Genomic DNA, 24,607 nt, shown 5'->3' with positions numbered 1-24,607 from the left:
ATCGGAGACGGCACCGCCGCCCGACAAGAGGCGGACGGGAGGACAGGGTGTCTGTGAATGCCGATGCGGCCCCCGAGGTTTCGGGCGAGGTCGCCACCATCGGGGCGGTGGGCGTCGCCCACTTCACCAGCCACATGCTGCAGCTGGCACTGGCGCCCCTGTTCCTGTTCATGCGGGATGATCTGGGCACCTCCTTCACCGCGCTGGGGCTGGTTCTGTCGGTCTATTTCCTGTGCTCGGCGGCCGGCCAGGTGATGGCCGGCGTGCTGGTGGACCGGTTCGGCGCCGACCGGCTGCTGCTGTCCGGCATGATCCTGCAAGGCGGCGCCACCGCCGCCATGGGATTTGCGCCCCATTACGAGATGCTGCTACCCCTCGCCGCCCTCGCCGGGCTCGGCAACAGCGTCTATCACCCCGCCGATCTGTCGATCCTCAGCCACAAGGTGGCCCCCCAACGCCTGGGCCGGGCGTTCGCCACCCATGTGATCTGCGGCAATATCGGCTTTGCCCTGTCGCCGCTGATCAGCGGTGCCCTGGGCGCCACCTTCGGCTGGCGCACGGCGCTGACCACCATGGGCCTCGGCGCGCTGCTGGTGGTGGCCGGCCTCGCCCTGTTCCGCGCCCTGCTGCATTGCGCGCCCGCGCCGGCCGCCGCGGCGGGCACGCCCCATGCGGCCAGCCCGCTGACCTTCCGCACCGTGCTCACCACGCCAGTGGTGATCGTCGCCTTTCTCTATTTCCTGCTCACCTCACTCTCCCTGAACGGGGTGCAGAGCTTTTCCATCGTGGCGCTGCAGGAGGGCTTCGGCGCCTCGCTCATGCTCGCCACCCTGGCGGTGACGCTCTATCAGCTGGGCAGCGCGGCGGGGGTCGCCATCGGCGGCCACATCGCCGACCGGGCGGAGAACCACCACCTCATCGCCATGAGCGGGCTCGCGGTCTCCGCCGTGCTGGCGGTGCTGGCGGCGGTGATGCATGTGCCGCCGGAAGTGACGGTGGCGTTCATCGCCGCGGTGGGCTTCGCCATCGGCATCACCATGCCGTCGCGCGACGTGCTGGTGCGCCGCACGGCGCCGGCCGGGGCCACCGGCAAGGTGTTCGGCGTGGTCTATTCCGGCTACGACGTGGGCGGTCTGGTGGGGCCGGTCATCTACGGCATGATCCTCGATCACCACGCCCCGCGCCTGGTCTATCTGGCGGCGGCGGTGCCGCTGGCCCTGGCCGTGGGCACCGCCTTCGGCGTGCGCCGGCGCCCCGCCTGAAGCCCGGGCGAAGGGTCCGCTTCGCCCTGCACCGGTGTCACGAGGTGGGTAGCACCTTGCCGGGATTGAGGAGGTCCCGCGGATCGAGGGTGCGCTTCAGCGCCGCCATCAGGTCGAGGGCCACCGGATCCTTGTAGAGCGGCAGCTCGTCCCGCTTCAGATAGCCGATGCCGTGCTCGGCCGAGATGGAGCCGCCCATGCTCGCCACCAGATCGTGCACCAGGCGGTTGAACTCCTCCCAGGTGTCGAGATAGGCCTGCTTGTCCATGCCGAGGGGCTGGCTCAGGTTGAAGTGGATATTGCCGTCTCCCATGTGGCCGAACGGGCACGGGCGCAGGCCCGGCATATGCTCGATACACAGGCGGCTCGCCTCGACGATGAACTCCGGCACCCGCGACACCGGCACCGACACGTCGTGCTTGATGGATCCGCCCTCGAACTTCTGGGCATCGGACAAGGTCTCGCGCAGCTTCCACAGGGCCTGGGCCTGGGCCTCGCTGGAGGCGATCACCGCATCTTCCACCTCGCCGGCCTCGAAGGCATCGGCCAGCACGCCTTCGACCAGACCGGCCAGGTCATCGTCGCGGCGGGTCGAGGTGAGCTCAGCCAGAATGTAGAATTCATGCTCGCTGGTGAGCGGGCGGGTGGTGCCGGGCATGTGCTTCAGCACCATCTCGAGGCCGATGCGCGGCATGATCTCGAAGCCGGTCAGGGCATCGCCCGCCACGTTGCGCAGCCGGTTGAACAGCGCGAGCGCCGCATGGGCGTCGGCGAGGCCCACGAACGAGGTGGCCCGCTGGCGCGGCGCCGGAAACAGCCGCAGCGAGGCGGCGGTGATGATGCCCAAAGTGCCTTCGGCGCCGATGAACAGGTCCTTGAGATCGTAGCCCGTATTGTCCTTGCGCAGGCGCGACAGGCCGTTCCAGATCCGCCCGTCGGGCAGCACCACTTCCAGGCCGAAGGCCAATTCGCGCATGTTGCCATAGCGCAGCACGCCGGTGCCGCCGGCATTGGTGGAGAGGTTGCCGCCGATCTGGCAGGTGCCTTCCGAGGCGATGGAGAGCGGGAACAGGCAGTCCGCCTCGGCCGCCGCCTGCTGCACTTGGTGCAAAGTGCAGCCGGCTTCCGCCACCACCGTCAGGTCGGTGGCATCCAGGCTGCGGATGCGGTTGAGCCGGCCCAGCGACATGAGGATGGCGCCGAACGGCACCTGTCCGCCCACAAGGCCGGTATTGCCCCCCTGGGGCACCAGCGGCAGGCCCAGCTCCACGCAGGTGGCGACGATGAAGGCCACCTCCTCGGTGCTGCCGGGCTTCAGCAGCGCCGGGGTGGCGCCATGGAACAGGCCGCGCCCTTCCACGAGGTGGGGGGCGATCTCCTGGGGATCGGTGACCACGTGAGGGGCACCGATGCGCGCCGCGACGCGCTCCAGCAGGGTGGCGACGCGGGTGGCGTCGAGAGCCAGCGGCTCGGGGGTGGTGATGGACATGGCCGGGAAAGTGCCGCAGCCCTTGTTTCCCCGCAAGAGCCCTCGCGCCGCACCTGCACGACATTTTCGCCATCCCCCCGCCGGCGGCACGGGGATGGCGAGCAGGCGGCGATCCGGCGCCTCAGGCGGCCGGGCTCAGACCCACGTCGGGGAGGTCCGGGCGGGTGGCGAGGGCCTTGGCCACCAGCGCTTCCACCTCGGCCTTCTCGTGATCCAGCAGCGCCAGGCGCGGCGGGCGGGTGCGCCAGGTGCCGCGGCCCAGAAGGTGCTCGCACAGCTTGATGCACTGCACCAGATCGGGGCGGGCATCGAGGTGCAGCAGCGGCATGAACCACTCATAGAGCGCCATGGCTTCCGCGTAGCGGCCGGCACGGGCGAGGCGGAACAGGGTCTCGCCCTCGCGGGGGAAGGCATTGGACATGCCGGACACCCAGCCCTGCGCCCCCACGGCGATGCTCTCCACCACCACGTCGTCGAGCCCGGCGAACATCACGAAGCGGTCGCCCACCTTGTTGCGCAGGTCGATGAAGCGGCGGGTGTCGCCGGAGCTTTCCTTGAAGCAGACGATGGTGTCGCAATCCACCAGTGAGGCGATCACGTCCGGGGTCACGTCGTTCTTGTAGATCGGCGGGTTGTTGTAGACCATCACCGGCACGTCGGTGGCCTTGGAGACGGTGCGGAAATGGGCCGCGGTCTCATGCGGCTTGGAGGAATAGACCAGCGCCGGCATCAGCATGATGCCATCCACCCCCACCCTGGCCGCCTCCTTGGCGGTGGCGACGGCGAAATCGGTGGTGAATTCGGCGATGCCGCAGATCACCGGCACCCGGCCGGCGGCCACGGACTTGGCGGCCTCCATCACCTGCACCTTCTCCGCGGTGGCAAGCGAGGTGTTCTCACCCACCGTGCCGCAGACGATGAGGCCGGACACGCCATCGCGGATCAGGCCTTCGAGCACCTTGGCGGTGGCGTCGATGTCGAGGGAATAGTCCTCACGGAACTGCGTGGTCACGGCGGGAAAGACGCCTTCCCACCCGATAGCCGGCTTCATCTTGATTGGTCCTTGTTGGGATCTGAGGGGGGACGGCGGGCACACGCCCGGCCGTCTGAGGCGTTCGCGGGAGACCGCGCAGGTCAGAGGCTGGCGCCCACCTTGCGCAGCTCGCCCAGCACCGGCGCCTTGGGCAGCCAGATCTTGTCGTATTCGGCGATGATCTTCTCGCGATCGGCCACTTCGGCCACCTTGATCGGGATAACCTCGCCGAACTTCTTCAGCAGCACCGGCTCGTTGGCCACGGTCTCGTCGATCTGGACGTCGAGGGCGTCCTTGGTGAGCTTGGTGATGAGCGCCTTGTCCTCCGGCGAGAGGGTGGCCCACACCCGGCCGGAGACCAGCGCCACCACCGGCATGAAGATGGCGTCCATCTTCAGCATGGTCTTGGAGACCTTGTCGAAGCGCTGGTTCCAGGAGAAGTCGAGATCGGCCTCCAGGCCGTCCACCTGGCCGTTGGACATGGCATCGAACACCGCCGGAGTGGGGATCGGCGTGGGGGCAGCGCCCAGCAACTGGTAGAAGTCGCGGTAGGCCGGCGTGGTGTTGATGCGCAGCTTCATGCCGTTGAGGTCCTTGATGCCCGAGATGGGCTTCGCGGAAAACACCACGCGCATGGTGGTGATGCCCCAGCCGAGGCCGACCGTGCCGGTCTCCTTGGGCAGCACCTTCAGCATCTCCATGGCCACCGGCGTGCGCACAAGCTGGCCGGCCTTGGCGGTGGAATCCACCACCCACGGCGCGTTGATGGCGGCGATGGAAGGCACCCGCGAGCCGAGCTCGGCGGTCATGATCCAGCCCATATCGAGGGCGCCGGTCTGCAGCTGCTGCATCATCGCCGCCTCGTTGCCCAGCTGGCCCGAGGGGAAGACGGAGATGGAGAGGCGGCCGCCGGTGGCCTCCTTCAGCTGCGCGCCCACCTTCTCGGCGGCCACGTTCCAGGGGTGGCCCACCGGGGTGATGATGCCGAGGCGGAATTCCCGCCCGTCCGCCGCCCGGGCCACATGGGGCGCGGCGAACGGCAGAGCGGCGGCGCCGGCGGTGGCACCGAGGAGGAAGTGGCGACGGGTCAAGGTCATGTCAGGCTCCCGTTGGATCTCGTGGAAGGTCGTGTTTGTTGTTTCACTTGATGAGCAAGGTGGAGAGCGTCGGCACCAGCGACAGCAGCACCAGAAGGGCACAGGCGGCGAAGAAGAACGGCATGGTCACGATGAACATCTTGCCGGTCTTGGCCCCGGTGACCGCGGAGGCGACGAAGAAGCACAGGCCCACCGGCGGCGAGAGGAAGCCAAGCACCAGGTTGATCACCGCCACCACGCCGAACTGCACGGGATCGATGTGGTAGACCAGGGTGGCGATGGGCAGCAGGATGGGCACCGTCATGATGAGGCCGGGCGCGCCGTCGATGACGGTGCCGATCACCAGCAGGATGACATTGACCAGCAGCATGAAGGTGATCGGATCGGTCGCCACCGTCTGCACCCAGGCGGCCACCGCCTGCGGCACCTTCCCGTAGACCAGCACCCAGGACAGCACCGCCGCCACCGCCACCAGGAACAGGATGACGGCCGAATAGAGCCCCGCCCGCAGCAGCATCTGCGGCAATTGCGCGAAGCACAGCTCGCGGGTCCAGTAGCGGCCGATCAGCACCGCCGCCAGCGCCCCCACCGCCGCCGCCTCGGTGGCATTGGCAAGGCCGGTGAGGATGGACCCGACGATGACCACCGGAATGATCAGGGTGGGCACCGCACCCAGCACGATGGAGATGCGCTCGGCCCAGCTCATGGGCTCGCCCTTGGGATAGGCGTAGACGTAACCCATGGCATAGATGACGAGGCAGAACAGGCCGGTGAGCAGCACGCCGGGAATGATGCCGGCAATCAGCATGTCGCTGACCGAGACCTGCGCCAGCACCGAATACACCACGAACATGATCGAGGGCGGAATGATGGGCCCGAGCATGCCCGCATAGGCGGTGAGGCCGGCGGAGAAGGTCTTGTCGTAGCCCTTCTTCTCCATCTCCGGCACCAGGATCTGGGCCATGATGGCCACCTGCGCGGTGGCCGAGCCCAGGATCGAGGAGACGAACATGTTGGCGAGCAGGTTCACATAGGCGAGGCCGCCGCGCATGGTGCCGACGAAGGCCATGGCCATGTCGATGAGGCGCCGGGTGATGCCGCCGCCGTTCATGATCTCGCCGATCAGCACGAACAGCGGAATGGCAATGAGGCCATAGCTGTCCACCCCGCCGAACAGCTGGGTGGGAAAGGTCTGCAGCAGCAGCGGGTTGCCGGTAGCCAGGATGTAGACGATGCCGGCAAGCGCGATGCACAGGCTGATGGGCACGCCCACCAGCATGGTGATGAGGAAGGCGGCGGAGGTCAGCATCTCAGCTCGCCGCCTCCGCATGAGCCATGGGAAAGCCCGCATGCGCCGCCATCGGCACCAGCCCCAGATCTTCCATGAGATTGGCGAGGCCGTGCAGGATCATGGAGCAGGCGAAGATGGGAATGATCAGCTGAACCGCCCAGGTAGGCCAGTTCAGGGTCTGGGTGCGCTCGGTATAGAGAAAGTTGAAGCTCTCGCCGGCGAAGGTCCTGGCGTCGAATCCGGCGGCGGCAATGCCGACGGGATCCATCCACAGCCAGCACATATAGGCGAGCAGCAGGCCGAACAGCACGGTGAAGCCGGTGGCCAGCGCCTTCGCCACCTGCGCGCCCTTGCGCGGTAGCTTCTCGGTGAGAAGACCGACCGTGAAATCAAGCCGCAGGCGGGTCATGGCCGAGGCGCCGATGAAGGCGAGCCAGACCACCGTGTAAATGGCGGATTCATCGATCCAATAGAGCGGCACGCCGGTGTAGCGGGTCACCACATTCAACAGGATCAGGCCGCACAGCAGCGCCATGAGGACGATGATGGCGACCCGTTCCACCCTGAGCCAGGCCGACGATGCGGCCAGCACGAGCCGGCCCGTCGCCGCCCTGCCGGGCGTCGTGGAGGAAGTTTCGGTCATGTTCACGCTCTGGAAGACGGACCGTTTCGGTCTCGATTTCGTGCTTTCGCCCAAACTGTAGATTTTATACAATCGACACGTCAATACCCTCCCCGGCGAAATCCGGCTAGCTTGGCCGCACAATGAAGACGAACCTGAAGCACCGCACCTTGTCGTCGGCGATCCTTGATCAACTCCGGCAGGCGATCCTCGACGGCAGCCATCCCGCCGGCACCCAGCTGCGCCAGGATGCGCTGGCGGAGGCCTATGGGGTCAGCCGCATTCCGGTGCGCGAGGCGCTGTTCCAGCTGGAGGCGGAAGGGCTGGTGCGCATGGTGCCCCAGAAGGGCGCCATCGTTTCCGATCTGTCGGTGGACGAGATCAACGACGTGTTCGAGCTGCGGCGGATGCTGGAGCCCCGCCTGCTGGAAGCCTCCCTGCCCCGCTTCGTCGGCGAGGATTTCGCCCGGCTCGATGCCATCCAGGCCCGTTTCGTGGGCGCGACCCTCGCCCACGACGTGTCGAGCTGGGGCCTTCTGAACGCCGACTTCCACATGGCGCTCTATGCGCCTGCGCCCCTGCCCCGCAGCCGGCAGATCGTCGCCGCGCTGCTGCAGACGTCCGACCGCTACACCCGCCTGCAACTTTCCACGCCGGAAGCCATGGAGCGCGCCCGCACCGAGCACGCCGCCCTGATCGCCCTGTGCCGCGCCGGCAAGGCGGAGGAGGCCTGCCACCTGCTCGATGCCCATATCGGCACCGTGCACACCGAGCTGCTGCAGGTGATCGCGCGGCGCGGCGTCGCCGGCAGGCCGGCCCCGGCGGAGGCCTGAGGCGCGGAACCGCCACCACTCCGGCACCGTTATCCTGAAAGGCGCCGACAGGTTGGCGCCGAAACCAGAGGATGGACATCATGAAGACCTTCGGGAAGGCCGTGTGGAGCGGGGGCATCAAGGACGGCAAGGGCGCCATCTCCACCGCCAGCGGCGCCTTGAGCGCCTATCCCTATGGCTTCGCCAGCCGCTTCGAGGGCCAGCCTGGCACCAATCCCGAGGAGCTGATCGGCGCCGCCCATGCGGGCTGCTTCACCATGGCCCTGTCCGGCATGCTCGGCGCCGCCGGCTTCACCGCCGAGGAGATGGAGACCAAGGCCGAGGTGACGCTGGAAAAAGGCACTGACGGCTTCACAATCACCGCCGTGCACCTGACCCTGCGGGCGAAGATCCCGGGCATCGAGGCCGAGACCTTCCAGGCGCTCGCGGCCAAGGCGGAAGCCGGCTGCCCGGTCTCGCGCGTGCTCAAGGCCGACATCAGCCTCGACGCCGCTTTGGTGCCCTAACCGCGGTTCGGCCTTTCCTTTTGTCGCCGATTGGGAAAGAACGGGCGCCCATCCCCCGTGCCTGGAGTCTCCCGTGACCGACCGCATCCTCATCGCCCGCATCGGCGCTCCCCATGGCGTGAGGGGCGAGGTGCGGCTGTTCATCTTCGCGGAGGATCCGGAGGCGGTGCTGGATTATGCCCCGCTCACCGATGCCAGCGGCCGGCGCACCTTCCGCATCACCGCCCTGCGGCCGGCCAAGGACCATTTCGTCGCCCGGCTGGAGGGCGTCCCCGACCGCACCGCCGCCGAGGCGCTGACCAATATGGACCTGTTCGTGCCCCGCGACGCCCTCCCGGCGACGGAGGACGATGACACCTTCTACCATGCGGACCTGATCGGCCTGAGGGTCGAGGACGAGGCTGGAGCCACCCTCGGCGCCGTCATCGCGCTGCACGATTTCGGCGCCGGTGATGTGCTCGAATATGCCCCCACCGGCGCCACCAAGGGCCGCACCCTCATGGTGCCCTTCAGCCGCCTTGCCGTGCCGGTGGTGGATGTGGCCGCCGGACGGGTGGTGCTGGCCGCCGACTTCATCGACACCGGCAAGGAGCAGCCCGAGCCGGGCGAGGATACCGGCGCCTGAGCCTGCCATCGCGAGGCTCAAATAAAAACGCCGGCCCAAAGGCCGGCGTTTGCACTTGGAAGATGTCGGGCTCAGTAGCGGTAGTGTTCCGCCTTGAACGGGCCGGCCTGGGGCACGTCGATATATTTGGCCTGCTGCTCGGTGAGCTTGGTGAGCTTCACGCCGATCTTGTCGAGATGGAGGGTCGCCACCTTCTCGTCGAGGTGCTTGGGCAGGGTGTAGACCTTCTTCTCATAGACGCCGGGCTTGGTGAACAGCTCGATCTGCGCCAGCGTCTGGTTGGTGAAGGAGGCGCTCATCACGAAGCTCGGGTGGCCGGTGGCATTGCCCAGATTCACCAGGCGGCCTTCCGACAACAGGATGATGCGGCGGCCGGTGGGGAACTCCACCTCGTCCACCTGCGGCTTCACATTGTGCCACTTGAAGTTCTTGAGGCCGGCGACCTGGATCTCACTGTCGAAGTGGCCGATGTTGCAGACGATGGCGCGATCCTTCATCTCGCGCATGTGCTCCACGGTGATCACGTCCACATTGCCGGTGCAGGTCACGAAGATGTCGGCGCGGGGCGCGGCATCTTCCATGGTGGTGACCTCATAGCCTTCCATGGCCGCCTGCAGGGCGCAGATGGGATCGACCTCGGACACCAGCACGCGGCAGCCGGCATTGCGCAGCGAAGCCGCCGAGCCCTTACCCACGTCGCCGAAGCCGGCAACCATGGCCACCTTGCCGGCCATCATCACGTCGGTGCCGCGGCGGATGCCGTCCACCAGCGACTCGCGGCAGCCATAGAGGTTGTCGAACTTCGACTTGGTGACGCTGTCATTGACGTTGATGGCGGGCCACAGCAGGGTACCCTTCTTCTGCATCTCATAGAGACGATGCACGCCCGTGGTGGTCTCTTCCGTCACGCCGCGGATCGCGGCGGCGAGCTGGCTGTACCAGCCGGGCTTGTGCTTCAGGCGGCGCTTGATGGCCGCGAACAGCACTTCTTCTTCCTCGTTGGTGGCGCCGTCGAGAAAGGCGGTGTCGCCCTCTTCGGCGCGCTTGCCGAGGTGGACCAGCAGCGTGGCGTCGCCGCCGTCGTCGAGGATCATGTTCGGCAGGCCGCCGTCGGCCCACTCGAAGATGCGATGGGTATACTCCCAGTAATCCTCAAGGCTTTCGCCCTTCACGGCAAACACCGGGGTGCCGGCGGCGGCGATGGCGGCGGCCGCATGGTCCTGGGTCGAGTAGATGTTGCAGGACGCCCAGCGGACATCGGCGCCCAGCGCCTTCAGGGTCTCGATCAGCACGCCGGTCTGAATGGTCATGTGCAGCGAGCCGGCGATGCGGGCGCCCTTGAGCGGCTGGGCGGGCCCGTATTCGGCGCGGGTGGCCATCAGGCCGGGCATCTCGATTTCGGCGATGTCCAGCTCCTTGCGACCCCAGTCGGCAAGGTTGATGTCTTTCACCACGTAATCGTTGCTCATTGCTCTCTCCGCTCGAAATCAGCCGCCTCGAAAGGGCGCAGGATGGCCGCGGCCGCGATACCACGTTCGGCAGGGGCATTAGCACGGCGCAGGCACGGCAGCAATCAGGATATAAAGAAATGTTTATATGCTGAAGCAAGGACCTCACCGGCAGGCGGCGGAACCGGCGCCAGAGGGGGCCGCCAGAGTCATCGCAACGCACGCAATGCGACAGCCACTGGTCGCATTGACGACACCCGCGCTTTGATTCTTACAAAAATTGTGATATACAGCCGTTTACAGTCGATTGCTTCCACCAATGCTGCAGGCGCGTGCACCTTCGCGCATTCTCGGGACACAGGGGCGAGATTTGCGTGTCAGCCGTCTTACCGGCGTGACGCGGCAGTTTGATATGGCCTTCGGCTGACAGAGCGGGTCGTCGGGCGTTCCGGCCGCGGCCCATGTCGACAGCGCACGGCGCGCCACGCCCCCGGTGACCGGACCGGAGTGTTTTCGCGCGCCAACAGATCCGGCCCCCGGGCCGGATCGGGAGTGGTCAAAAGCATGTCGCCCAAGAAGAACGCGCAGACCCGTCTCGGCTTCAAGACGGGTGAGCACATTGTTTACCCCTCGCATGGCGTCGGCCGAATCACGGCCATTGAGGAACAGGAAGTCGCCGGTTTCAAGCTCGAACTGTTCGTTATCTCCTTCGAAAAAGACAAGATGACGCTGCGGGTCCCCGTGCCCAAGATCGCCAGCGTCGGCATGCGCAAGCTCTCCGAGACCAACATCGTCGAGAAGTCGCTCGAGACCCTGCAGGGCCGCGCCCGCATCAAGCGCACCATGTGGAGCCGCCGGGCCCAGGAATACGAAGCCAAGATCAACTCCGGTGATCTCGTCGCCATCTCCGAGGTGGTGCGCGATCTCTATCGCTCCGACACCCAGCCCGAGCAGTCCTATTCCGAGCGTCAGCTCTATGAGGCGGCCCTCGATCGCATGGCGCGCGAGCTGTCGGCGGTGCAGAACATCACCGAGACCGAGTCCGTGAAGCTCATCGAGCAGAACCTGCTCAAGGGCCCGCGGCGCGGCGCCGCCAAGGCGGCGGAAGAGGCGGACGTCGACAGCGACATCGAGGCGGAAGAGGCCGCCTGAGCCTCCCCTCCCCCTGCGCAAGGCCCGGCACCCGCCGGGCCTTTTGCATTTTTGGGCCTGGCCGCGGGCGCGCCCCCTGCCCCATCCGCCCAGTCGCGCCGCTCCATCACTGCCGCCCCATCACTGCCGCCCATGGAACCGCATCGGGTGGGGGGCGTTCTCTTCTCCGGGGGCTCAAGTTGGAGAAGCGAAGATGACCATGCGCGATCAGGAGCAGCGTCCCTCGACGTCCAACCCCAGCCAGAAACCGCAGAACCCCGACCCCCGTCGGGATCAGGACCGCCAGCAGCAGCAGGCGCAGACGCCCGGCCAGAAGGACCGGCAGCAGCAGCAGGGTGGCCAGCGCAGTCCCGGCCAGCACAATCCCGGCCAGCGCTGAGCCCGGCTCCGGTTAAACACCCGTTTCCAGAAGGATGCGCCGGCCTGTCCGGCGCATCCGCGCGTCCGCTCACACGCCGGCGGCGCCGCCATCGGCGCGCGGGTCGTGCGCGCCCTCCACCTGGCCCTTGGGGTGGAGCACCACCGCGCCGGCGTGGCCCATGGTGTCGCAATAGGCTTCCGGCAGCACCACCAGATCGTGCCCGGCGGCCCGCAGGCGCTCCACCAGCCCCTCCTCGAAGCGGCTTTCCAGCTGCAGCCGGGTCTCCGGCGCCCCCCAGGTCCGCCCCAGGAGCCAGCGTGGCCGGGCGATGGCCTCGCCCAGCGGCACCCCATACAGCACATGCCGGGTGAAGACCGCCGCCTGGGTCTGCGGCTGCCCCTCGCCACCCATGGTGCCATAGGCGATCACCCGCCCATCCTTCAGCTGCGCCAGCGCCGGATTGAGGGTGTGGAAGGGCCGCCGGCCCGGCGCCAGCGCGTTGAGCGCCTTGGGATCGAGCGCGAAGCTGGCGCCACGATTCTGCATGAGGATGCCAGTGGACGGCGAGACGCACCCCGATCCGAACTCGAAGAAGATAGACTGGATGTAGGACACCACCAGCCCGGAACTGTCCGCCGCCCCCAGCCAGATGGTGTCGCCCGGCTGCGCCGGCCGCGGCCAGTCCAGCGCCCGGTCGGGCCGGATGCGGCCGGCCAGGGCATCGAGCTGCGGCGCCGACAGCAAGTGGTCGAGATTGGCGGTGACGCGATCGGGATCGCACACCACCTTGTCGCGCACCAGAAAGGCCTGCTTGGTGGCCTCCACCAGGCCGTGAATATGGGCGAAGCTCTCCGCCTGGGCCGGCCCCAATCGCGCGTAAAGCGCCAGAATCATCAGCGATGCGAGCCCCTGCGTGGGCGGCGGCGCGTTGAACACCTCGCCCTGCGGCAGGCTCACCCGCAGCGGCGCCCGCTCGCGCGGCTGAAAGGCCTGCAGATCGGCCCGGTGGATTGGGCTACCCATGGCCTGAAGATCATGCGCCAGTTCGCGCCCCACGTCGCCGCGATAGAGATCGTCCAGCCCCGCCCGCGCCAGATGCTCGAGGGTATCGGCCAGCCGCTCCTGGCGCAGCGGGCTGCCGGCCTTCGGCGGCGCCCCCTGCGGCAGGAACACCGCGGCGAAGCCCGGCACATCGCGCAGCTCGTCTGCCTTCTCCACACTCAGCCGCGCCTGGGAGCCGCTGACCGTGATGCCCTCGCGCGCATAGCGGATGGCGGGCTCCAGTAGCCGCGGCAGATCCAGCCGGCCACCATGGGCGCGCGCCGCCTCCAGCGCCAGACGCCAGCCACCCACGGCGCCGGGCACGGTGAGGGCGGCGAGCGGACCGCGGAAGGGAATGCTCTCGCATCCCCGGTCATGGTAGTGGGCGATGCTGGCGTCGGCGCCGGCGAAGCCGCACGCCTCGATATAACGCACCCGCCCGGAGGGCTCGCGAATCAGCCAGAAGCCGTCGCCGCCCACATGGTTCATGTGCGGATAGACCACGGCGATGGTGGCGGCGGTGGCCACTGCCGCCTCAATGGCGTTGCCCCCTTCCGCCAGAACCTGCCGTCCGGCCTCCACGGCGAGCGCGTGGGGCGCGGCGACGAGGCCGCGGCGAACGTGGACGCTTTCATGGGTGCGGGCGGACAACATGGGGCGACTCCGAAGGCGCCGGGCGCAACGGCGCGGCGTGTGCGTGGGGCGGGACCTTGACCCTGGCGCACCGGCGGGCCAAGGTCCCGCCCCAATAGAGCAAGGCGCGGCCGATGGAAAATCCCGCCGCCGAGGAGAGATGACGATGCAGCCTGCACCCCGTGGATCGGTGCATTGGGACAATCTGCTCACCGTGGGGAGCGCGACCATTCTCATCGCCACCGAGGCGCTGGCCACCGCCGTGGCGGCCGCCTGGGCGCTGGCGGGTCTGTTCAACCTCGGCGAGATCGGCGAATACGCCCTCATGGTCGTGTTCGGCGTGGTGGCGCTTTACGGCAGCCTCGCCTATTTCCGCAAAGCCAGCGCCGCCGAGCCGCTGCGCGGCTGACGCAGCGCCTCAGGGACGCCAGCGCGTCACCACCGCATCGAGGGCGGGACGCGCCCGATCCTCCCGCCGGATCGCCGGACGGCCGATATGAATGAAGCCGGCCACCGCCTCCTGCGGCCCCACCCCGAGCAGCGCGGCGGCCTGCGGGTCGCGTCCCGGCCATTTGAGCAGCCACTGGGCCGCATAGCCCATGGCCTCCGCCGCCAGCACCAGATTCATGCCCGCCGCGCCCACCGACAAGAGCTGGTTGAATACCGGGACCTTGGCGCCGGGGTCCGGCCGGCTGACCAGGACCACCGTCACCGGCGCATGTGACAGATAGGTGCCCCACATGCTGGCCTTGTCCGCCGGCAGCCGGGGATTTTGCCGGGCGTAGAGCGCATCGAGCGCCGCGCCCGCCGCCGCCCGCGCCGCCCCTTCCAGCACGATGAAGCGCCACGGCGCCAGCGCCCCATGGTCCGGCACGCGGGCGGCAATGGTCAGCATGCGGTCCAATTCGTCCGGCGCCGGCCCCGGGCCGCGCAGCGCCCGCAGCGGCACCGATCGCCGCCGCTCCAGCAGTTCCAGCGCCGCCGGCACCGCCCGCAGCGGCAGCGGCTGCTCCGGATAGGCGGTGGCCGCCCCCTCGTGGTGCCGCGGCGCGGCATCGGGCTGTATCTTGTCAGGCATAACGTCCCCTCCCGCCAGGGCGCCGCCCCGCATGATCACCTTTTCGTGAGGTGAGCAAAATAGCCGCGTGAACGGCGCTGGCGACGGCGCCGGTCGTCGCGCGATCGACCCCACGCGCCCGCCAAGCATCTGAGACGACGCGAAATGACACCAACCCACAGCCCCGTCTCGCGCCGGCCCCGCGCCCCGCTACAACCGGGCGGGCCAAGCCACGATGGGGCCGGCGGCGCGCCGACCAACCGGTCACCCCGGTAAAAATCACGATGAGAGCAAGAGTCTTCAACATTCATGTACCAAATGGAACCAAATGTGTGTTAGTCTCGCGTCTGGCCGGTCGAGTGCGCTCAAGCGAGTTGTTTGGACACGAAATCCGGCCTTGTCCATTAGGCTGCGAGGCAAGAAGCGGGTGGCTGGGTTGAGCGTTGTGCGAAGGCGGAAGTCAATACGCCCGAGGCGTGCATTTTAAGCGCACGAAACACGCATTTTAATTCAGCAGTGGTGGATGGCCCTAAGCCCAAATTGGCGATTGACCTCAACGGAAATACACATGAGCCGTAACCGAGACTTCCGAGAGCCGCGCCGCCGTGGCTTTGACGACGACTTTGCGCCGCCGCGTGATCGCGGCTTCGGAGGGGACCGTCCGTTTTCTTCGCCGAGCAGCTTCAGCGCCCCCGCTCCGTCCGGCCCGCCGATCGACGCCACTGTGAAGTGGTTCAACCCCGAGAAGGGTTTCGGCTTCGTGGAGCTTTCCGACGGTTCCGGTGACGTGTTCCTGCACGCCCGCGCCCTCGAGGCCGCCGGCCAGGAAAGCGTGCCTCCCGGCTCCAAGCTGTCGGTGCGCGTCGGCCAGGGCCAGAAGGGCCGCCAGGTGACCGAGGTGCTCGATGTCGACACCTCCACCGCCGAGGCTGCGGCCCCCCGCCGGGCCTTCGGTGCGCCCCGCATGGGCGGCGGCGCCGGCGCTGCCCCCCGGGCAGCCACCGGCCCCACCGAGGAGCGCGTCGGGACCGTCAAGTGGTACAACCCCGACAAGGGCTTCGGCTTCATCGCCGTTGAGGGCGGTGGCAAGGATGTGTTCGTCCATGTGACCGTGATCTCCCGCTCCGGCCTCACCGACCTGGCCGAGGGCCAGCGGGTGGTGGTCCAGGTGGGCCAGGGCCCCAAGGGTCCCGAGGCCCGCGGCATCGAGCTGGCGGACTGATCCCAGTTCCCATTCTGCGCGCACCATCTCCAAGATGGTGCGCGCAGTTGTTTTGAGCCCCCTTCATCCGCACCCGGACGGCCCTTCGCCGTCCGGTGTGGGGGGCACCTTCTGCGCTGAAGGGCATGAGCGCCGGCAGCCGCGGCGGCTCGATCCGGCGGATCGGGCGGAACAACGGCGTGCCGGCGCGCTCTTGTGAGCGATAATCCGACGACCGATCATCCGGCAGCTGGCACCCCGGGCCCCTGCGCCGACCGGTCGGACACTTCCGCAATCATCGGCATGGGCGACGGTTTCAGGGCAACCGCCGTGTCCGCCGAAACGAGGGAGACCGCGGCCGCGCCGCCGTCTCCAGAACAAGCATTTTGGAGTTCCATAACAACATGACGCAATCCGTAGAGGCCGGCCTATCTCGCCTCCTCGATCGTCTCAAGACTGCCCAGCGCGACCTGCTGCTCCTGGCCGCCAAGACGGATACCCTGCCGTCCGACGGGATGCTGAGGAAGCTCTCTGAACTCGAAGGCGCCATCGCCGCCACCGAAGCGCTGCTCCAGGAAGAGCACGACAGCCAGTGACTGGCGACGCGCCTTCCGGCGCGTCTCCCTACCCCTTTACGTATACATTTTGGCTCGCCGGATGCCGATCACCCATCGGTGCGTACCCGCGGCCAACTTGCCCCCAGCCCACGCGCTGGCGGCCCCTCCCGGCCACCCCGGCGATCCGCCGCAAAGCGCGCTTCAGCGCCGACATGCCGCATGATGCGGCCGCCGCCGGAACCGCCATCCCGGTGCGCCTTAACGCCCATCTTCCAAAGCAAGATCATCGAGTCACGCCGCGGTATCGGCCGGCCCGGCGCCGCGACAGCGTGGCTCCGCAGGTCCCGCGCGCATCCGCCGTTGGGTAGGCGCGCCTGTCTTGGGTCCCGCTTGCGTGAGGCCCTCGTGGCCTCAGCCGGCGCGCTCGGCGATCAATTGGGCGATGGCGGCCCGCAACTCGGCAAAGCCCGCACCGGTGGTGCTGGAGGTGGGAAAGACCTGCGGATAGGCCGCCGGCCGCTTGCGGATCTTGTCCTCGATGGCGGCGATCACCTGCGGCAACGCACTCGGCTTCACCTGATCCACCTTGGTCAGAACGATGGCGTAGGACACCGCCGCCTTGTCGAGCAGATCGAGAATGTCCTCGTCCACCGCCTTGATGCCGTGCCGCGAATCGATGAGCACGAAGACCCGGGCGAGATTAACCCGGCCGCGCAGATAGGACCGGATGGTCTGGGTCCAGGCGTCCACCTTGTCCTTCGGCGCCTTGGCGAAGCCATAGCCGGGCATGTCCACCAGCGAGAGCTGCGGCCCCACGCGAAAGAAGATCAGCTCCTGCGTCCGCCCCGGCGTCACCGAGGTGCGCGCCAACGCCTTGCGCCCGGTCAGCGCATTGACCAGCGACGACTTGCCCACATTGGAGCGCCCCGCCAGCGCCACCTCGATGCCCAGCATGGCGGGCAGCGTCTCGATGGTGGGCGCGGCCGCCAGAAACTGCCAGTCTCCGGCGAACAGCAGCCGTCCGGCTTCGATGAAGGGATTGGGGGCGTCGGGATCGGAAGCGGTCATCCCGCCTTATCCTAGAGCCCGCGGCGAAGCGCAACCCTCCCCTGGCCCCCGCGCCGCGCCGGCTGGCGCGTCCCGGTGGCCGGCCGCACGGCGCCGGCCATCCGGGGCTCATATCTTGACTTCGACCACCGCCGGCAGCGCCGAGGGTGGGGCTCTCCGCCGTATCGTCGCTGGCAGCGTCATCCCCGGTCAGCGACCCGGAGCCGGGATCGGACAACGCAAGGGCCAACAGGCATCCTGGTGGGCGGCGCCGTGGCTTCAGCGCCGGCCCTGGCCGAGGAAGGTCTCAGCGAACCAGCGATCAATGGTCATGGGTGGCTCACGCTGCGGCGCCGGCCCACCGCCGATCTGCCCCACCACCGCCGGCGGGCGGTCGTCCGGCAGGTTCTCCGGCGGCAGATAGGAGCCGCCCGGCTCGCCATAGCCGACACCGCCGAAACCGGCGGTGCGGGTGCCGCCCGGCAGCTCGGCCACCGGCAGCCCCTTGTGCGCCACCTTCATGTAGCGGCTCCAGATCTCCACCGGCAGGTTGGCGCCCGAGGCCCTCTTGGTGGGGGAGGAATCGTCATTGCCCAGCCACACCACGGTAACGAAGCGGGCGGTGTAGCCGACAAACCAGGCGTCGCGATAATCCTGCGATGTGCCGGTCTTGCCGGCCGCCTCCCAGCCGGGCAAATCGGCGCGCCGGGCGGTGCCCATGATCAGGGTCTGGGTCAGCATCTGGTTCATCTCGGCGGCGTAGGCCGGGTCCATCACCCGCCCGGGACCAGAGCCGGCGCGCTGGTACAGCACCTGGCCCTGGGCATCCTTCACCGTCTCGATCACATAGGGAATGACGCCGATGCCGCCATTGGCAAACGGCACATAGGCGCCCGCCAGCTCCAGCACCGAGACTTCCGATGTGCCCAGCGCGATGGAGGGGTTGGGATCGAGGTTGGAGACGATGCCCAGCCGATGGGCGGTCGCCACCACCGCCTTCGGCCCCACCTCCAGCGCCAGACGCACGGAAACCGTGTTCAGCGACAGCGCCAGCGCGGTGGTGAGGGAGACCGGCCCGCGATAGTCGTGGCTGGCGTTCTCCGGCCGCCAGCCCTTGAGCTGGATCGGCGCATCCTCGCGAATGGTGTCCGGGGTCAGGCCGGATTCCAAAGCGGTGAGATAGATGAACGGCTTGAACGCCGAACCCGGCTGACGCTTGGCGGTGACGGCGCGATTGTACTGGCTCTTCTCATAGGAGCGCCCGCCCAGCAGGGCCTTCACCGCGCCATCGGTGTCGAGGGACACCATCGCCCCCTGCTCCACCCCATATTTGGTGCCGGATTTGGCCAAGGTCTCATCCAGCGCCTTCTCCGCGGTCTGCTGCAGAGTGCCGTCGATGGTGGTGCGCACGGTCACGTCGCCGCTCAGGAGCCCGACGAAGGAATCGAGCTGGTCCATCACCCAGTCGGCCACATAACCCATGGAATCGGGCGCCTTCGGCGGTGCCAGCTGGGCGGGGCGGGCGAGCGCGGTCTCGGCCATCTGCGGGGTGATGAGCCCCTGCTGCTTCATGGCATGGAGCACCAGCGCCGCGCGCGCCTGGGCCCCCTTCAGATTGCGGGTGGGCGCCAGCCGCGAGGGTGAATTGACAAGGCCGGCCAGCATCGCCGCCTCAGCCAGGGTCACCTGCCGCGCCGATTTGCCGAAATAGCGCTGGGCCGCCGCTTCCACGCCATAGGCGCCGGCGCCGAAATAGACGCGGTTCAGGTAGAGATCGAGAATCTCGTTCTTGCTGAACTTCTGTTCCAGCCACAGGGCCAGCACCAGTTCCTGGATCTTGCGGGAGGCGGTGCGCTCCTGGGTCAGGAACAGGTTCTTGGCCAGCTGCTGGGTCAGGGTGGAACCGCCCTGCCGCAGCCGGCGGGAGGTGAGGTTGGTGACGAGGGCACGCGCCAGGCCTTCCGGATCAAGACCGAAATGGCTGTAGAAGCGCTGGTCTTCGATGGCCACGAACGCCTTGGGCAGATAGGGCGGCAGCTCGCCGATGGGCACCGCCACCCCGCCCATGTCGCCACGGGTCGCCAAGGTTTTTCCATCAGCGCCCTGGATGGTGACCGTGGGCGGCCGCTTGGGGATCATCAGCGTCTGCATGGGCGGCAGCTTGGAAGCCTCATAGGCGATGACCCCGGCCACCGCGATGACCCCCCACACGGCCAGGACCATGCCCCATTTGACGAGGCCCCACAGCAGCGAGCGCCGCCGCCGGACGGGGCGCGCCCGCGCCGGCTTCTCGGCCTTTGCCCTGCTCCGTTTGTGCGCCCGACCGCTCAGCTCCGCATCTCCTCTGGCTCCACGCCCCGCGGCGTCCGGCACCGGCACCTCCGGCGCGGGGGCCCCGCGCTCCGGTGCCGCCGCGGCCCGCGCCGCCCGTGGGGTGTCCCGCCCGTCCGGCGGCGGATTCAAGGGGGGGACACGATCGAAGCGATCGAGCGCCGGCGGTTCCTTGTGGACCGGCCGCGCCGTCTTCCGCGCCGGCCGCGTTCCGCCGACCGGGCGATCCTCCGCCGACAGCCGGATGTCGAAGCGCGAGTCCGCATGGGCCTCCCCCTTGGGGGTGGTGGGCTCGCGCCCTGTCCCTTCGCCGTAACCTCGCGTCGCCATCCGTCGTCCTGTCCGTTCGCCTGCGGCTCTCCGAATCCCCTTCCACCACTCAAATGGGGCGAAAACGGCAGTGGCTGGGCTGTGCGCCCCCATTTGCGGCCATCGCCCCCACCTTCACTGTGCCGATGCCGCCATGAAGGGGGCGTTAAGGCGCACCGACGCAGCGGCCGCCCGAGCCCGGCACAACTTCCTTAAGGTTCACTTAAGGTTGGCCGTTCACAGGGTGGTCCAAGCCTGTGCCCGCGCACGGGTGGCATTGCGCATCTCACAGCTTTCAGTCGGCAGCTTATTTCTCGATAGGACGAAGGCATTTTCAGCGCCTTCCAAGATCGAAGACATAATCCGGAGGAAAAATGGACTACCCTGTCGTCGGTTCCTATGTATTCGCCTTCGCGGTGGCCCTCGGCTACTTCGCCTATCACGATGGCCAGCGGCAGGCGCCGGCCGCCCCGCCGGTGCAGCAGGTGGCGGCGAAGAGCGCGCCGGCGGCAGAGCCGGCCGGCTGGACCGTGCCCGACGTGGATGCGCTGCCGGACAACGCCTATGGCCGCATGGTGCGCAAAGGCCGCGAGCTGACCCAGCGGACCTTCGCCCACCTGGGACCGGAGGTGGCGGACCCCGCCATGCGCTTCGCCGGCAACAATCTCGCCTGCCAGAGCTGCCACCTGGAGGCCGGCACCAAGGAATACGGCCTGCCGTTCGTCGGCGTGTTCGCGGATTTTCCCATGTATCGCGGGCGCGAGGGCCGGGTCGCCTCCCTGGAGGACCGCATCAACGGCTGCATGACCCGCTCCATGGATGGCCAGCCGCTGCCGGTGGATTCCGAGCCGATGATGGCGTTCGTCAGCTACATCAAGTTCCTGTCGTCCGACCGGCCCATCGGCCATCCCACTCCGGGCCGCGGCACCCCCAAGCTGGCCGAGCTCGACCGTCCGGCGAGCCCGGAAAAGGGCGCCATCGTGTTCGAGCAGCACTGCGCCTCGTGTCATGGTCCGGAGGGACGCGGCAAGCGGGTCGGCGCGGTGGGCGATGGCAAGGGCTATGAATTCCCGCCCCTGCGCGGCAGCGACACCTTCAACAACGGGGCCGGCATGGCTCGGCTGATCACCGCCGCCAGCTTCGTGCGTGCCAACATGCCGTTCGGCACCAGCCACGACGCGCCGGTGCTGACCGAAGAGGAGGCCTGGGACGTCACCGCCTATGTGGAGGCCATGGACCGGCCGCAGCGGGAGGGAATCGACCAGGATTATCCCAAGCTCACCGAGAAGCCGGTGGATGCCGCCTATGGCCCCTTCGCCGACAGCCTGCCGGCCGCCCAGCACAAATACGGGCCATTCCAGCCGATCCGCGACGAGATCAAGAAGCTGAAGGCCAAGGCGGCCGAGGGTAAGGCGGCCGAGAGCAAGGCGGCGCCCAAAACCACCAACTGAGCCCACGCGCCCCGGCCATGTGCGGTCGGGGCGCCAGCCCGCGCAATGCACCGCTCGCGATGGCGCGCGGATTGCGGTAAGGATGGCGGCTGTTCTCCAAGTGGTTTCAGATCGCCGCGCATGTCCAGTGTCCGTACCTCCAAAGCCCGCACCATCGGCGAACCCTTCGAGGGGCAGAAGCTGCGTGCCGACGTCCGCGAGATCGCCCGCGCCCACCAGGGCCGCGATCTCGAATTGCGCAATGCGGTGGTCGCCTACCTGAAGACCGCCATGCAGGAGGCGCGGACCGAGGCCGAACGGCTCTTGAAAGAGGATGGCTGCGGCCGCTGCTGCGCCATGCGCCTGTCCGCCTTCCAGGACGCCATGATCGCCAGCGCCCATGAGGTGGCCACCACCATCCTCTATCCGGCGGACAATCCCTCCCGCTCCGAGCGCATGTCCATCGCCGCCGTGGGCGGCTACGGGCGCGGCATGCTGGCGCCGGGCTCCGACACCGACATCCTGTTCGTGCTGCCCTACAAGCAGACCGCCTGGGGCGAGAGCGTGGCCGAGGCCATTCTCTATATTCTGTGGGATCTCGGCCTGAAGGTGGGCCACGCCACCCGTTCGGTGGACGAGTGCCTGCGCCAGGCCCGCGCCGATTTCACCATCCGCACCTCGATCCTGGAAGCGCGCTACCTCGCCGGCGACCGCGCGTTGTTCGACGACCTGCAGACCCGCTTCGACAAGGAGGTGGTGGACGGCACCGCCGCCGAGTTCGTCGCCGCCAAGATGGCCGAGCGGGAGGAGCGCCTGCGCCGGGCCGGCCAGTCGCGCTATCTGGTGGAGCCCAACGTCAAGGACAGCAAGGGCGGCCTTCGGGACCTGCACACCCTGTTCTGGATCGCCAAATACGTCTACCGGGTGCAGACTGCCAGCCAATTGGTGGCCAAGGAGGTGTTCACCCGCGAGGAAGCCCGCCTCTTCACCCGCTGCGAGGACTTCCTGTGGTCGGTGCGCTGCCACCTCCACTTCCTCACCGGCCGGGCGGAGGACCGCCTGTCGTTCGACGTGCAGCGGGAGATGGCGCAGCGGCTCGGCTATACGGAGCACCCCGGCCAGAGGGATGTGGAACGCTTCATGAAGCACTACTTCCTGGTGGCCAAGGACGTGGGCGACCTCACCGCCATCCTGTCCGCCGCTTTGGAAGAGCATCAGGCCAAGCCCGTCCCGGGCCTGCGCGGCATGGTGGAGCGCTTCCGCGGCGGCCACCGCCGCAGCACCCTGAAGGACAGCCCCGACTTCATCCTCGATCACGACCGGCTCAACGTGTCCGACGCCGAGGCGTTCAAGCGCGATCCGGTCAACCTCATCCGCATCTTCCACGTGGCCGACAAGCGCAACCTGGCGCTCCACCCGGACGCCATGCGCCTCGCGGCCCGCTCGCTGGGGCTCATCGACGCCAAGCTGCGGGAAAATCCGGAGGCCCACCGCCTGTTCCTGGAGGTGCTCTCCTCCAAGACCGCGCCGGAAACGGTGCTGCGGCGCATGAACGAAGCGGGCGTGCTGGGCCGCTTCCTTCCCGATTTCGGGAAGATCGTCGCCATGATGCAGTTCAACATGTACCACCACTATACGGTGGACGAGCACCTGCTGCGCTGCATCGGCGTGCTTTCGGAGATCGAGCACAAGACCAATCCCGAGAACGGCCTCGCCAACGAGCTGATGCCGACGCTGAAGAACCGCACCCTGCTCTATGTGGCGATGCTGCTGCACGACATCGCCAAGGGCCGGCCGGAGGATCATTCCATCGCCGGCGCCCGCATCGCCCGCCGCCTGTGCCCGCGGCTCGGCATGAGCCCGGTGGAAACCGATACCGTGGCCTGGCTGGTGGAGCAGCACCTGGTGATGTCCACCGTCGCCCAGTCCCGCGATCTCTCCGACCGCAAGACCATCGAGAATTTCGCCGCCGTGGTGCAGAGCCTGGAACGGCTGAAGCTGCTCACCATCCTCACCACCGCCGACATCCGCGCGGTGGGCCCGGGCACCTGGAACGGCTGGAAGGCGCAGCTGCTGCGCACGCTTTACTATGAGACCGAGCCGGTGCTCACCGGCGGCTTCTCCGAGGTGGACCGCGGCAAGCGCGTCAACGCCGCCCAGGGGCAGTTCCGCCACGCCCTCACCGACTGGTCCGACGCCAAGGTGGATGCCTATGTGGCCCGCCACTATCCCTCCTATTGGCTGCGCATGGACCTGGAGACCAAGCTGCGCCACGCCCGCTTCATCGACGCCACGGAAGCGGCGGGGGAGAGCATCGCCACCCAGATCACCCTGGAGCCCGAGCGGGGCGTGACCACCCTCACGGTGCTGGCGCCCGACCATCCCAAGCTGTTGTCCATCATCGCCGGGGCCTGCGCGGCGGCGGGGGCCAACATCATGGATGCCCATATTTCCACCACCACCGATGGCCTCGCGCTCGATTCCATCGCCATTCGCCGCGGCTTCGACATGAACGAGGACGAGGAGCGGCGCGCCACCCGCGTGCGCGAGGCGGTGGAGCAGGCGCTGAAGGGGGAGGTGCGGCTGCCGGAGGTGATGGCCCGCAAGCTGCCCAAGAGCGGCCGGCGCACCTTCTCGGTGGAACCGGAAGTGACGGTGAACAACGCCTGGTCCAACCGCCACACGGTGGTGGAGGTCTCCGGCCTCGACCGGCCCGGCCTGCTGTTCGCCCTCACCAACACCCTGTCGAAGCTCAACCTCAACATCGCCTCGGCCCATGTGGCCACCTTCGGCGAGCGGGCGGTTGACGTGTTCTACGTCACCGACCTGATGGGCGCGAAGATCACCGCCGCCGCCCGCCAGTCGGCCATTCGGCGGGCGCTCATGGCGGTGTTCGAGGGGCCCGTGGAGGATGAGGACACGCCCCGCCGCGCCGCCCGGGCGTGAGTCCTTCCGACCGCCAGCGCGGATGCCGCGGCCGCCCGCGCCGCACGCATGATCACGACACGCATGATCACGATGCGTGACAGCATTGCACATTCGATCACGACCACCGCCGCACGCGCCGGGGTCGGCGCCGAGGGGCGCCGAGGGGCGCAGAGCGTTGATCGCAGAGGATTTTTATGTCACCCGGCGGCGCCGGAAACCGCCGCGGCGCGACCGTCCCATGGACCCGCGCCGGCCGATGGCCCATTTTTCGCCTTGCTCCCATGGCCTGAGAGATGCGAGCAAGTTGCAGCTGAGATCCGGCCCCTGGCTTCGACCCCCCTTTTCCCTGCGACA

Annotated in this window: 21 protein-coding genes; 11 read left to right on the top strand and 10 right to left on the bottom strand. The window is 68.1% G+C overall.

All coding sequences use genetic code 11. The features are described from left to right. The first annotated feature begins 47 nt into the window (after positions 1-47). Positions 48-1,262 carry an MFS transporter gene (locus ACU4E7_RS10495; RefSeq protein WP_447021478.1) on the top strand — a complete coding sequence of 405 codons (1,215 nt, stop codon included), beginning with the start codon at positions 48-50 and terminating at the stop codon, positions 1,260-1,262. A 37-nt stretch (positions 1,263-1,299) separates the two neighbouring features. On the opposite strand, the gene ACU4E7_RS10490 is transcribed toward ACU4E7_RS10495, so the two are convergent. From ACU4E7_RS10490 to ACU4E7_RS10470, 5 genes are all read right to left on the bottom strand, one after another. Then, entirely contained in the window at positions 1,300-2,751 is a 1,452-nt protein-coding gene (locus ACU4E7_RS10490; RefSeq protein WP_447021619.1) for an FAD-binding oxidoreductase, read from the bottom strand. Between the two features lie 121 nt (positions 2,752-2,872). Further along, on the bottom strand, positions 2,873-3,802 hold the full coding sequence (locus tag ACU4E7_RS10485; RefSeq protein WP_447021477.1) for a dihydrodipicolinate synthase family protein: 930 nt from the start codon (positions 3,800-3,802) through the stop codon (positions 2,873-2,875). An 83-nt stretch (positions 3,803-3,885) separates the two neighbouring features. After that, a complete protein-coding gene (locus ACU4E7_RS10480; RefSeq protein ID WP_238119632.1) occupies positions 3,886-4,881 on the bottom strand; it encodes a TRAP transporter substrate-binding protein in 996 nt (331 codons plus the stop codon). Positions 4,882-4,924: 43 nt separating this feature from the next. Next, positions 4,925-6,190: a TRAP transporter large permease gene (locus ACU4E7_RS10475; RefSeq protein ID WP_447021476.1), complete on the bottom strand. Its 1,266-nt coding sequence runs from the start codon at positions 6,188-6,190 to the stop codon at positions 4,925-4,927. A gap of 1 nt (position 6,191) precedes the next feature. Then, entirely contained in the window at positions 6,192-6,815 is a 624-nt protein-coding gene (locus tag ACU4E7_RS10470) for a TRAP transporter small permease (RefSeq protein WP_447021475.1), read from the bottom strand. Positions 6,816-6,937: 122 nt separating this feature from the next. On the opposite strand from ACU4E7_RS10470, the gene ACU4E7_RS10465 reads away from it, so the two are divergent. The 3 genes from ACU4E7_RS10465 (at position 6,938) to rimM (ending at position 8,758) form a co-directional block, all read left to right on the top strand. Continuing rightward, positions 6,938-7,627: a GntR family transcriptional regulator gene (locus ACU4E7_RS10465; protein WP_238119626.1), complete on the top strand. Its 690-nt coding sequence runs from the start codon at positions 6,938-6,940 to the stop codon at positions 7,625-7,627. An 80-nt stretch (positions 7,628-7,707) separates the two neighbouring features. Beyond that, the gene (locus tag ACU4E7_RS10460) at positions 7,708-8,133 is read left to right on the top strand and encodes an OsmC family protein (RefSeq protein ID WP_447021474.1); all 426 of its coding nucleotides are present in this window, start codon (positions 7,708-7,710) and stop codon (positions 8,131-8,133) included. Positions 8,134-8,206: 73 nt separating this feature from the next. Further along, complete coding sequence (gene rimM / locus ACU4E7_RS10455; protein ID WP_447021473.1) at positions 8,207-8,758, top strand: ribosome maturation factor RimM; 552 nt, start codon at positions 8,207-8,209, stop codon at positions 8,756-8,758. Positions 8,759-8,829: 71 nt separating this feature from the next. Here the strand turns inward: rimM and ahcY are convergent, their stop codons facing one another. Further along, positions 8,830-10,227 carry an adenosylhomocysteinase gene (ahcY, locus tag ACU4E7_RS10450; protein WP_238119620.1) on the bottom strand — a complete coding sequence of 466 codons (1,398 nt, stop codon included), beginning with the start codon at positions 10,225-10,227 and terminating at the stop codon, positions 8,830-8,832. A gap of 543 nt (positions 10,228-10,770) precedes the next feature. Between ahcY and ACU4E7_RS10445 the strand changes: the two genes are divergently transcribed. Together ACU4E7_RS10445 and ACU4E7_RS10440 are read left to right on the top strand one after the other, a co-directional pair. After that, the gene (locus ACU4E7_RS10445; RefSeq protein WP_238119618.1) at positions 10,771-11,358 is read left to right on the top strand and encodes a CarD family transcriptional regulator; all 588 of its coding nucleotides are present in this window, start codon (positions 10,771-10,773) and stop codon (positions 11,356-11,358) included. 193 nt (positions 11,359-11,551) lie between these two features. Next, entirely contained in the window at positions 11,552-11,737 is a 186-nt protein-coding gene (locus tag ACU4E7_RS10440; RefSeq protein ID WP_238119616.1) for a hypothetical protein, read from the top strand. Between the two features lie 69 nt (positions 11,738-11,806). On the opposite strand, the gene ACU4E7_RS10435 is transcribed toward ACU4E7_RS10440, so the two are convergent. Further along, positions 11,807-13,414 (bottom strand): gamma-glutamyltransferase family protein, encoded by a 1,608-nt coding sequence (locus ACU4E7_RS10435; RefSeq protein ID WP_447021472.1) that lies wholly within the window; start codon positions 13,412-13,414, stop codon positions 11,807-11,809. A 145-nt stretch (positions 13,415-13,559) separates the two neighbouring features. Between ACU4E7_RS10435 and ACU4E7_RS10430 the strand changes: the two genes are divergently transcribed. After that, a complete protein-coding gene (locus ACU4E7_RS10430) occupies positions 13,560-13,802 on the top strand; it encodes a hypothetical protein (protein WP_238119606.1) in 243 nt (80 codons plus the stop codon). A 9-nt stretch (positions 13,803-13,811) separates the two neighbouring features. On the opposite strand, the gene ACU4E7_RS10425 is transcribed toward ACU4E7_RS10430, so the two are convergent. Next, positions 13,812-14,381 (bottom strand): nitroreductase family protein, encoded by a 570-nt coding sequence (locus tag ACU4E7_RS10425; protein WP_447021618.1) that lies wholly within the window; start codon positions 14,379-14,381, stop codon positions 13,812-13,814. A gap of 637 nt (positions 14,382-15,018) precedes the next feature. Here ACU4E7_RS10425 and ACU4E7_RS10420 point away from each other — a divergent pair. Beyond that, positions 15,019-15,672 carry a cold-shock protein gene (locus tag ACU4E7_RS10420; RefSeq protein ID WP_273546034.1) on the top strand — a complete coding sequence of 218 codons (654 nt, stop codon included), beginning with the start codon at positions 15,019-15,021 and terminating at the stop codon, positions 15,670-15,672. Positions 15,673-16,055: 383 nt separating this feature from the next. Continuing rightward, positions 16,056-16,247: a hypothetical protein gene (locus ACU4E7_RS10415; RefSeq protein ID WP_238119604.1), complete on the top strand. Its 192-nt coding sequence runs from the start codon at positions 16,056-16,058 to the stop codon at positions 16,245-16,247. A gap of 372 nt (positions 16,248-16,619) precedes the next feature. Here ACU4E7_RS10415 and yihA read toward each other — a convergent pair whose 3' ends face one another. Then, positions 16,620-17,276 carry a ribosome biogenesis GTP-binding protein YihA/YsxC gene (gene yihA / locus ACU4E7_RS10410; RefSeq protein ID WP_238119602.1) on the bottom strand — a complete coding sequence of 219 codons (657 nt, stop codon included), beginning with the start codon at positions 17,274-17,276 and terminating at the stop codon, positions 16,620-16,622. Positions 17,277-17,534: 258 nt separating this feature from the next. Then, entirely contained in the window at positions 17,535-19,916 is a 2,382-nt protein-coding gene (locus ACU4E7_RS10405; RefSeq protein WP_238119599.1) for a transglycosylase domain-containing protein, read from the bottom strand. Positions 19,917-20,269: 353 nt separating this feature from the next. Between ACU4E7_RS10405 and ACU4E7_RS10400 the strand changes: the two genes are divergently transcribed. Next, positions 20,270-21,346 (top strand): c-type cytochrome, encoded by a 1,077-nt coding sequence (locus ACU4E7_RS10400; RefSeq protein ID WP_447021471.1) that lies wholly within the window; start codon positions 20,270-20,272, stop codon positions 21,344-21,346. Between the two features lie 120 nt (positions 21,347-21,466). Further along, positions 21,467-24,271, top strand: a complete 2,805-nt coding sequence (locus ACU4E7_RS10395) for a [protein-PII] uridylyltransferase (protein WP_447021470.1) — start codon at positions 21,467-21,469, stop codon at positions 24,269-24,271. Positions 24,272-24,607 lie beyond the last annotated feature (336 nt).

This window comes from Xanthobacter sp. ZOL 2024 (assembly GCF_052932325.1).
The sequence above is the reverse complement of the archived record's forward strand: the minus strand, read 5'-3'. Positions and strand labels throughout refer to the sequence as shown.

Bases quoted from the DNA above. Each gene is read 5' to 3' on its own strand.
- ACU4E7_RS10490 (WP_447021619.1), bottom strand. From the start codon at position 2,751: ATGTCCATCACCACCCCCGAGCCGCTGGCTCTCGACGCCACCCGCGTC.
- yihA (WP_238119602.1), bottom strand. From the start codon at position 17,276: ATGACCGCTTCCGATCCCGACGCCCCCAATCCCTTCATCGAAGCCGGA.
- ACU4E7_RS10470 (WP_447021475.1), bottom strand. From the start codon at position 6,815: ATGACCGAAACTTCCTCCACGACGCCCGGCAGGGCGGCGACGGGCCGG.
- ACU4E7_RS10430 (WP_238119606.1), top strand. From the start codon at position 13,560: ATGCAGCCTGCACCCCGTGGATCGGTGCATTGGGACAATCTGCTCACC.
- ACU4E7_RS10445 (WP_238119618.1), top strand. From the start codon at position 10,771: ATGTCGCCCAAGAAGAACGCGCAGACCCGTCTCGGCTTCAAGACGGGT.
- ACU4E7_RS10405 (WP_238119599.1), bottom strand. From the start codon at position 19,916: ATGGCGACGCGAGGTTACGGCGAAGGGACAGGGCGCGAGCCCACCACC.
- ACU4E7_RS10395 (WP_447021470.1), top strand. From the start codon at position 21,467: ATGTCCAGTGTCCGTACCTCCAAAGCCCGCACCATCGGCGAACCCTTC.
- ACU4E7_RS10400 (WP_447021471.1), top strand. From the start codon at position 20,270: ATGGACTACCCTGTCGTCGGTTCCTATGTATTCGCCTTCGCGGTGGCC.
- ACU4E7_RS10475 (WP_447021476.1), bottom strand. From the start codon at position 6,190: ATGCTGACCTCCGCCGCCTTCCTCATCACCATGCTGGTGGGCGTGCCC.
- ACU4E7_RS10415 (WP_238119604.1), top strand. From the start codon at position 16,056: ATGACGCAATCCGTAGAGGCCGGCCTATCTCGCCTCCTCGATCGTCTC.
- ACU4E7_RS10440 (WP_238119616.1), top strand. From the start codon at position 11,552: ATGACCATGCGCGATCAGGAGCAGCGTCCCTCGACGTCCAACCCCAGC.
- ahcY (WP_238119620.1), bottom strand. From the start codon at position 10,227: ATGAGCAACGATTACGTGGTGAAAGACATCAACCTTGCCGACTGGGGT.
- ACU4E7_RS10435 (WP_447021472.1), bottom strand. From the start codon at position 13,414: ATGTTGTCCGCCCGCACCCATGAAAGCGTCCACGTTCGCCGCGGCCTC.
- ACU4E7_RS10485 (WP_447021477.1), bottom strand. From the start codon at position 3,802: ATGAAGCCGGCTATCGGGTGGGAAGGCGTCTTTCCCGCCGTGACCACG.
- ACU4E7_RS10420 (WP_273546034.1), top strand. From the start codon at position 15,019: ATGAGCCGTAACCGAGACTTCCGAGAGCCGCGCCGCCGTGGCTTTGAC.
- ACU4E7_RS10465 (WP_238119626.1), top strand. From the start codon at position 6,938: ATGAAGACGAACCTGAAGCACCGCACCTTGTCGTCGGCGATCCTTGAT.
- ACU4E7_RS10480 (WP_238119632.1), bottom strand. From the start codon at position 4,881: ATGACCTTGACCCGTCGCCACTTCCTCCTCGGTGCCACCGCCGGCGCC.
- ACU4E7_RS10460 (WP_447021474.1), top strand. From the start codon at position 7,708: ATGAAGACCTTCGGGAAGGCCGTGTGGAGCGGGGGCATCAAGGACGGC.